Origin of the sequence: Acinetobacter sp. YH1901141 (assembly GCF_013416935.1) — a bacterium.
GTDB lineage: Bacteria > Pseudomonadota > Gammaproteobacteria > Pseudomonadales > Moraxellaceae > Acinetobacter > Acinetobacter towneri.
Window position 1 is genome coordinate 1 of sequence record NZ_VPEY01000042.1, and the last position, 8,794, is coordinate 8,794.

Annotated in this window: 8 protein-coding genes; 3 read left to right on the plus strand and 5 right to left on the minus strand. The window is 33.7% G+C overall.

Features of this window, described 5'->3' with window-relative positions; genetic code table 11:
* Window positions 1-433: transposase (locus FTV52_RS13640; RefSeq protein ID WP_218950503.1), on the minus strand; the 433-nt coding region annotated here is incomplete at its 3' end.
* Between the two features lie 8 nt (window positions 434-441).
* Complete coding sequence (locus tag FTV52_RS13645; RefSeq protein ID WP_179990997.1) at window positions 442-816, minus strand: hypothetical protein; 375 nt, start codon at window positions 814-816, stop codon at window positions 442-444.
* A 276-nt stretch (window positions 817-1,092) separates the two neighbouring features.
* Between FTV52_RS13645 and FTV52_RS13650 the strand changes: the two genes are divergently transcribed.
* Both FTV52_RS13650 and FTV52_RS13655 read left to right on the plus strand, forming a co-directional pair.
* On the plus strand, window positions 1,093-1,416 hold the full coding sequence (locus FTV52_RS13650; RefSeq protein WP_179990998.1) for a hypothetical protein: 324 nt from the start codon (window positions 1,093-1,095) through the stop codon (window positions 1,414-1,416).
* The gene (locus tag FTV52_RS13655) at window positions 1,413-4,271 is read left to right on the plus strand and encodes a relaxase/mobilization nuclease domain-containing protein (protein WP_179990999.1); all 2,859 of its coding nucleotides are present in this window, start codon (window positions 1,413-1,415) and stop codon (window positions 4,269-4,271) included. The genes FTV52_RS13650 and FTV52_RS13655 overlap by 4 nt, the downstream gene beginning before the upstream one ends.
* 981 nt (window positions 4,272-5,252) lie before the next feature.
* On the opposite strand, the gene FTV52_RS13660 is transcribed toward FTV52_RS13655, so the two are convergent.
* Window positions 5,253-5,552, minus strand: a complete 300-nt coding sequence (locus tag FTV52_RS13660) for a hypothetical protein (protein ID WP_004778793.1) — start codon at window positions 5,550-5,552, stop codon at window positions 5,253-5,255.
* 2 nt (window positions 5,553-5,554) lie between these two features.
* Window positions 5,555-6,193 carry an AAA family ATPase gene (locus FTV52_RS13665; protein ID WP_004778792.1) on the minus strand — a complete coding sequence of 213 codons (639 nt, stop codon included), beginning with the start codon at window positions 6,191-6,193 and terminating at the stop codon, window positions 5,555-5,557.
* A 394-nt stretch (window positions 6,194-6,587) separates the two neighbouring features.
* Here FTV52_RS13665 and repM point away from each other — a divergent pair, with 394 nt between their 5' ends.
* Complete coding sequence (gene repM / locus FTV52_RS13670) at window positions 6,588-7,535, plus strand: replication initiation protein RepM (RefSeq protein ID WP_212749456.1); 948 nt, start codon at window positions 6,588-6,590, stop codon at window positions 7,533-7,535.
* 342 nt (window positions 7,536-7,877) lie between these two features.
* Here repM and FTV52_RS13675 read toward each other — a convergent pair whose 3' ends face one another.
* Window positions 7,878-8,042: a transposase gene (locus FTV52_RS13675; protein ID WP_179991000.1), complete on the minus strand. Its 165-nt coding sequence runs from the start codon at window positions 8,040-8,042 to the stop codon at window positions 7,878-7,880.
* Between the last annotated feature and the right edge of the window lie 752 nt (window positions 8,043-8,794).

The window sequence follows — 8,794 nt, forward strand, 5'->3', positions numbered from 1 at the left end:
CACAACTGCATTGGGTTGATGCTGGTTCATGCTCAATACGAATGGTGTGTAGATGATCGGGCAGCAGTCGACGTTTAGGTTTATTTGCTTTGGCTTTGTGTGTCGCTGCATCGGTTTTATCTGCATTTAGCCGTTCCAGTTCTAGATCAACAGCAGCAATATCTTCTTCAACCGATTCATCCCAGAGATGGATTTGTTTTGCGGTGAGATGTTCGTTTTTACTGCCGAATTTGTGCTGTTTAAATAGTGCGAGTTCATGCTCGTATTTTTGCGTGAGAATGGAAAGATGTTGAACTTTGGCATCCAATTGCTGGTTTGATTTTTCTAATTCTTGATTTGATTGTGCCAGAGACTGATGCTGCATCGCCAACTGCCTGGTAAATTCCAGCAGTTGTTCATGGGTCAGTTGGCTTAAATCAGGCAGCGTATTCATTCAATAATTTATTTTTTCTTCTTCAAAAATTCATTTAAATTTTCTTCAGAAATACTCGTGAAATTATTTTCTTTTAGAAAAGTCACTACTTCTTCTACAGTTGCACCGAGACTGAAGAGTTCAAGTAAGGTTTTCTTGTGTTGAGTAAGTAACTGATTACGTGTGATCGTCTTTTCATTCATTTTTTCTATATGACGAAAAAGAATATCTTCAAATTTTTTAGAATCATTGACACTATAAATTTTTTGATTTTTCTCAACAATTTTTGAATGCTTTTCTTCTTTTGTCGATACAGTTTCAGAAGTATTTTCTGTTGAGGATTCTAAATTTTTATTAGCTAGATTCTCAATATCAAGTTCTGAAACATTTTGCTCTTGTATCATGTTTTTTCCTAAGAATAAATATATAAGCCAATTTTTCTGAATATATTCTATTACAGAAATGGTAAAACTTGACACATTTCTAAATTTTGAATTACTGAAAAATGTAACATTTTGCACTCAAAAAAAAATATAAATCATTCATTATTTTCATTAACGTTAATTCACTCATCACCGATCACAAAAAAGTACAGGATGGGACGATGTATATCACATCGTCCAGATTCACAAATCTCGAGCTCGCTTCGCTCGGTCTCAATTTGTATAAAGTAGAAAAAAATGAAAGTTAAAGCATCAAGAAATAAGCAGATCATTGTTCGTTTAACTGCAGATGAACATCAAGATATCAATGATGCCGCTAGGGCATTACAGCTCAATCAATCTGACTATATACGTAAAAAAATTTTAAGTGATGACTACAGTCAATTAATCGATCAACGTGATATTCATACGATTAGGATGATCGGGATTGTTCTCGCAAAAATATTGATTGAACTCCAAGATAAAGATTTGATCCCCGAAGAATTATGTGACCTTACAGAGCTCGTTCATGAGTTGAAAATCATTGTGCGTCGACTAAATGACGAGGTGCTTAAGAGATGATTACTAAGATCATTCCAAATGCATTAGGCACTTCTGTTGAAAATCGTATCAACGGTTTATCAGACTACATACATAATCCAAATCAAACGCGTATCGACTACCTCAGTGACTATATTACCCAGTTGCACGCAAGTTTTAGCACTGAACTTATTTCTGAAAAATGTGTCTATTCAAATTCAAGAAACTTTTTAGATGATGATATTGCATATCAAAAAATTGAAATGTCACAAACTGCCAGTCTCAATTCTAGAGTGACTGACCCAATCGTTCATCTGGTTACAAGTTTTAAAAAATTTGAAGTACCCACGATTCAACAATTAGAAGAGCAAATCGATATTTTAAGTAAACATCTCAAAGCAGATGACTTACAAATGCAGTATGCGCTGCACATTGATACAGACAATGTGCATTTTCATTTGATCATTAATCGAATCCACCCTTACAGAAAAAATAATCATAATGAACATCAAGCGGTGGATTTAGGTGATGGTTGGATTTTGAATGCAGTGCATAGAGCCACTGCTGAAATTGAAGCAAAACAAGGCTGGGAACCTGAGCCAAATCCTCTGTTTATCTATAATCATGAAACTGGCCAATGTGAAAAAAACATCAACCACATATCAAATCCTGATGCATTTAAAATCAGTGCAAAGATTCGTGATCAAGAACATCGACATCAACAAAAGAGTCAGTTGCGCAATGACATTGCGACTGCAGGCAACTATCAAGATGACCTTGAAAAAACCATTCAGCCGATCCTAAAAGATGCAAATAGTTGGCAGGACTGGCATCAACAATTAGCAGGTTTAGGAATTTTGTATGAGCGAAAACGTAATGGTAGTATTTTTAAAATAAAAACTGATGATCAACAGTCTCTGACGTTTAAGGCTTCTTTATTTTGCAATAAACAAGTCACTTTAAAGAGCTTGGAAAAGCGTTGGGGGGAGTTTACACCTCATCACGCTGATCAGATCAAAATCTATCAGCCCAAATTGAATACGACAGCTCAGCACACTCCACATGAATCCTCAAAGATCTCTGCTTATCATTTATTCCAGAATGAAGACTTTTTGGTTAAGGAGCTTCATGACGCTTATCTCAAGATGAAATCAACTAAAGATGTTTATAGTCAGAATCGTCGATCAAAGTACCGGGATATCAATTTCGAGAATGAAATTTATAAAAACAATAAATCTTCTTTTTTAAAACAACTTCAGAAAAAATTTCCAGAACAGGCTTCTGATACGATTTATACTCTATTGCATTATCAACATCATACAGATCAACTGACCACCAGAGCTGAAATTAGAAAAGTATTTCTTTCCCAAAATCAAAATTTAAGCCAACAGACCTCTGAAAAGCTATTTGATCAAAATTTTTTGTCTAGAAACTTTGATTCAACCCAAATTACCTCTTATGCTGATTTTTTAAGATTTGTCTCACCCACAAATCCTCTATTGATACAACAACAATTTCTATTCGATCAACGTCAGTCTAAAAATTTTATTTATCAAGAAAACCCAGAAATCAAGACTGCCAAAATTTTGTTTGATTCGAATGATCCTAAAGAGCCCATTGGCATTCAGAATAGATATGGGATTCTGGTCTTTAGTAATTATTCAATCACCCGATTACAGCAATGTTTAAAGAATTTACATCCCGAGCATGAAGTATCAGTTCGAGGATCATCAGATTTTAAAAACTTATTTAAGATGCTGTCCAAACATAAATCCAATGAAATTCAAGATACAAACAAAAGTAGAACTCTGCCTGCTCTCTCAGAATTATCATTAGAGCAACTCCAAATTTGCTTCAAGCAACTCTATCAACATTTTAAAACAACAGGCGAATGCAAAAGCACAGCACTGATCAAAACTGGTTTACTTCTGAACTGTTGTGGCATCAAACTGAGCCAGCTCACATCTATTTTAGCAACATGTATTCAAAAGCATCAATTGCCTCAGCTTAATCAAGACGATCAGAGTATCTTGATACAGAGATTGCATAACCTAATCTATACACAAGCCTCAAAATTAAATAAAAAATATTTCAACTCAAATGACATCGAGCAAACCTGGCAATTATATTTTTCTTTACAGCATCAGCCTATGATCAACGAAAAATGCCATACCCTTGTTATAACCAACGACGCTTCGCAACATTTGAAAGACCTCGCACTTATACCTAAAAATCAAGTGAATAAATCCTATCAACAGACAGAATCTTTATCTGAACTAGATTACTTACAGATGTTTGAGTTTTACGAATACAGTAGAAAAGCTAAGCTACAAAAACAACAGGAATTAGAGCGGAATAATATCTTCACGAGGCCAAAAGAAACATTGAAAGATTCTGATCAAATTTTACAGTCAGCTTCCCCTATTAAAAAATATCGTATCGAATACAGATTTGGAGAAACATTTTATATCGATCAAGAGAAAGTCGCTTTTTTTGAAAGTAAAAAATCTGAAAATATTACTGTACTGAGCCAACAACGTGACCATATTCACGATGCCTTATTATTAGCTAGAGATAAGTTTGGTGTTGTATTGGTCTCTGGTACAGATGACTTTAAAAGACAGGTTCAAGAAATTGCACGTGCAACAAATATAAGAATCGAATTTGACCACCCATTAGTAATAGATCGTCAAGTTGAAAGCTCAGCGAACGACAAGATAGATCACAATATTGTGCACCAAATAAATGAGCACAAGACTGTTATTCATAATTCCCCTCCAACATCACCAACTATAGAAGATCACCCCCTCCCTATCGATAAAGAAAAGTCTATAACATTAGACGAAAACTCTAAGAGCCTAAACCGTACCACTGATAGCTATGATTTTGGTTTCTAGTCCTTCAAATTAATTTTTTATAAATTCTGATAGAAGATAAAAAAAAGCTAAAAAAACTAGATTTTTCATCTTTATTGAGTTATAAAATCAATAGCCCCCTAGTTTTATAACAGACTAGTTGGTTAGCTAGAATTAAGGCTAGCGGGAGAAAGTCACTCTTATTTAAAGACATGAAAGGTTAACTCGTTTTTTACGTGTTTTTCGTGTGCTTTAAATAAGGTTAAATAGTGAAATCTTCGCAACTATACAATACATTTCTTCTTAATATTCTTGATAAATTGGTTCACAATTCATCGGATAGTTTTACTGTCTCTTTTATTAATATAAATAATTCTAAGATGTTAGAAATATTTTGTGACTCCCTTCTTTCATTTCATTTTTTTGGATACAAGTATATCGGTAATAAATACTATAAAGTACATAATGGTTTAATTTTTAGCTACACCGTAGACCACGGAAAAAAAATTATTACTTTTAAATGTGATTTGAAAAAAGAAATATCTGGGTTGGACTTAATCACTAAAAAATTGTATTTAAATCGAATATTATTCAATAGCAATTAAAATTAAAAATAGTCAAATTAATACTGAAAAGTTAATTTAACTATTTTTTCGTTATTTCTTTTGTAAGCGTCCGCTGAACACACCTTCTGAATTCATCCTATAAGCCTTAATTTAGTCCCCACTTAGAAACAAGTGGGGACTTAAATTTATGACTACAAATAATCAGACATCCATCGCATCTCTTGCGAAAAACGAAGAACATACGTTGTGGTAGTCCATGAATTAACAGTGGCATAAATCTAAAAATTAAATTTTAATATATTATGAAGTTATGAAGTTATGAAGTTATGAAGTTATGAAGTTATGAAGTTATGAAGTTATGAAGTTATGAAGTTATGAAGTTATGAAGTTATGAAGTTATGAAGTTATGAAGTTATGTTATTTAATCTTATAGATTAAATAACGTTCCCTTCTCATTTTATTTAAAACTTTTATCAACTAGTTGCTTAAAATCTTCTAAATTCTGCTCTGCCAGTGATTCTAAAGCTATTCTTACAATACTAGATCTGTTAACACGAGCATTATTACTTTTGATAATTAACTCATCGATTAACTCACTTAATTCTTGATTTAAAGAAAAGGTACAACGAACGAATTTCTTTTGTGAAACTTCTAGGTCCTTAACTCTTTTATCAGCTCCAGATATAAAGTTTTCAACCAGTTTATCTTGATCCGAAAGATCGTCAGTTTTCTTTTTTAAACCGCTAAGACCTGCCATAATTACACTCCTAAAAACTCTTGAGCTATCCCTTCAATCTCTGCTTTTGCCTTTGGATCACTTGTTACTTCAAAAACAGATAAGCCATTTTCATCTGCATCATCATAAACATTTCGGTTTGTCGTGATTTGGTCTAAGGCTTTTATTCCAAACGATACACAGGCTTCTTTAGCATCTAAAATTCGCTGTACTTGTGACGGTAATGTTGGGCATTGTGTAATGATTGCTCTGGCATTCAAATCTGGATTCACTGCTCGTGCCAGTTTTAATATTTGTTCCATATGATCCAAAGTCTTTAGATCTCTACGTTTAGGTCTAAAAGGCAATAGCATATGTGTTGCTATAGTCATAGCAGAGCGCAATGCTTCTGAATCTTGCCCACCAGCGTCAATGATAATATCTTCATATCTTTTTGATAAATCTTTTAAAACTTGACGAATATTGCCTGAAGCTTGTACAGATGGGATATTTTTCAAATCCTCATTCTCATCACGTTCTTTAATCCAGTCAGTTGTTGTACCTTGAGGATCTGCATCTAGAAGTAGAACATCTCTATTCTTGGTTTGTAAATAAACAGCTAAGTTTTGTGCAAGACAGCTCTTACCAGCTCCGCCTTTTTCACCACCTACTAAAATAATCATAAGTTATGTAAGTTACGTAATTATGTTGAAAACAATGTATAAGTTTTAATCTCCTAAATCAACTATTGTGAAAAAGAAAGTTAAAAATAAAGTTATCCACAAATAATGCTCCTTTTTTAATTTTATATATATTTTTAAATTTATATTTTATAGGTTTCTTGTATCCCTTGTAGTGTATATCTTTGAGAGGATTTAAATGGACATTTTCCTGACAATAAGTGGACATTTTCCTTGATCTAAATGGACGTTTTCCTGACAATAGGTGGACGTTTTCCTTGATCTAAATGGACGTTTTCCTAACATAAATGGACGTTTTCCTGACATAAATAGATCTTTCATTAGTGGACATTAAGTGTTAATGTCAACTAATAATATTTGTTTCTCTGACCACAACATGGCAAATGTAATTTATAAAGATAATAACTTGATTGAAGCATCTTATGCGTTGACTCTGTCAGAACAACGCTTAATTTTAGTTGCAATTATTGCAGCCCGGGAAATTGAAAAAGAGCTTACATCGGATACATTGCTAACAATACACGCATCTGAATATATGAAGCACTTTAATTTAGGTCGCCAAGCTGCCTATGAAGCTCTTCAGGGAGCGTGTGATAACTTATTTGAACGTAGACTCACCTATAAGGCCATAGATCCTGTTACAGGTAAGCCTGCGGTTTATAAAAGCCGTTGGGTATCAAAAGTTGGCTATGTTAAAGAAGCGGCATGCGCTCAATTAATTTTTGCTCCTGATATTTTACAGCTTTTTGTAAAACTTGAAGAAAAGTTTACTCGTTATGAGTTAAAGCAAATTTCTCAATTATCTAGTGTATACGCTATACGGCTGTATGAACTTTTGATTAGATGGCGTAGCAAAGGCAAGCTATATATTAGTATGGTTGAATTGCGTGATAAGTTAGGTCTACTTGAAAATGAATATAAAACCATGGGAGATTTCAAAAAGCGTGTATTGACGGTTGCCATAGATCAAATTAATAAACTTACTGATATTGACGTTAGTTACGAGCAGAAAAAAGAAGGAAGAACAATTACACATATCGAATTTTCTTTTAATCAAAAAGCTTCCTTAATTGTTAATGATAAGGTACTGGAACAGACATATCAGCTGACACCAAAACAATCTATATTTTTCGCTCAAAAATTGTGTGACCTTATCAAATATCCCGAATTCGGGGGAAAATATGCCAATGTAGGCGAGGAGATCGAAGCGTTTAAAGAAAGGATTTCACTTGAACTTCTCGACCCTGAAAAGGTAAAAAAGTATTATTCTGATTTGTTAAAAGTGGGCTATAAAGAAAAATATAAATCAGAAAAGTTATCGTAACCTGAATAATAGAAATTCTTATTTTGAACGCTACCAACCTACAGGAAAAATTTAGTCTGCCCTGGTAATGAATAACGCTAAATTTGCAGACTGTAATATTTGAAGTGAGGAGTAGACCCAAGTTTCACTGCAACAGATCATAGACTTCAAATGATGAGCTATTTTGATTCTTGGGTGATTTCAAATAAAGAGTATGGCATGTGCGATAAGTATTTTTTGCCTGAGCAATTCCTGAGAACTTCTGCGCTTTTTCATCCAAACCTTTACTGAAGCTGTTTGATATTTTTAACAGCGAATTATAGTCAATCACACTGAAGACCTACGCATTGGTTTCCACGGCAGTTACTCCAGCATCCTACATAATAAATTTGGCGAAATGCCATACAATCTGATAAGAGAAGAAACAGATGAGCCTGGTTGCATGGTCATAGCAATAAATTGGGCTTTTTCGCGAGCTGAAAAACGCTGACGACACTGAACTGATTTAATAACTTCAATACGTTCCATAGAACACTCCTTAATTCTAGTGCTATGACTAAGTCTTAATTGAGAAGTGTCCGTTTTAACTGGAGCTATTACATAAACCGCCAGGGATTGATCTGTAATGAACATAAAGCTATAAACTTACTTAACTTACTTAACTTACTTAACTTACTTAACTTACTTAACTTACTTAACTTACTTAACTTACTTAACTTACTTAACTTACTTAACTTACTTAACTTACTTAACTTACTTAACTTATTTAACTTACTTAACTTACTTAACTTACTTAACCTTAATTTATATAACCTCCAAGAGAGTTATGGGATGGGAAACTACTTCCTGTCGTTCTTGTCAGGGATTTGTCCATATATGGAAGTGCATTGTTAAGAATTAAAGATTTCTCTGACCAGGAGACAGCCAAGGACTGATCTGTTATGAATATAAAGTTACATAACTTACGCAAATTATGATCTTATGTAACCCTGAAGAGAGTTATGAGATTGAAAACTCTCCCTATATTTCTTGTCAGGGATTTGTCCATATATGGAATGCAGCGCTGAAAAATTAAAGATCTCTCTGGCCAGAAGATCGCCAGGGGCTGAACTATCAGAGATATAAATTTATAAAGTTACATAACTTACGCAACTTATGATCTTATGTAACCCTGAAGAGAGTTATGAGATTGAAAACTCTCCCTATATTTCTTGTCAGGGATTTGTCCATATATGGAATGCAGCGCTGAAAAATTAAAGATCTCTCTGGCCAGAAGATCG

Coding starts and splice junctions, on each gene's coding strand:
- FTV52_RS13665 (WP_004778792.1), bottom strand. CDS start 6,193: ATGATTATTTTAGTAGGTGGTGAAAAAGGCGGAGCTGGTAAGAGCTGT.
- FTV52_RS13650 (WP_179990998.1), top strand. CDS start 1,093: ATGAAAGTTAAAGCATCAAGAAATAAGCAGATCATTGTTCGTTTAACT.
- FTV52_RS13655 (WP_179990999.1), top strand. CDS start 1,413: ATGATTACTAAGATCATTCCAAATGCATTAGGCACTTCTGTTGAAAAT.
- repM (WP_212749456.1), top strand. CDS start 6,588: ATGGCAAATGTAATTTATAAAGATAATAACTTGATTGAAGCATCTTAT.
- FTV52_RS13660 (WP_004778793.1), bottom strand. CDS start 5,552: ATGGCAGGTCTTAGCGGTTTAAAAAAGAAAACTGACGATCTTTCGGAT.
- FTV52_RS13645 (WP_179990997.1), bottom strand. CDS start 816: ATGATACAAGAGCAAAATGTTTCAGAACTTGATATTGAGAATCTAGCT.
- FTV52_RS13675 (WP_179991000.1), bottom strand. CDS start 8,042: ATGGAACGTATTGAAGTTATTAAATCAGTTCAGTGTCGTCAGCGTTTT.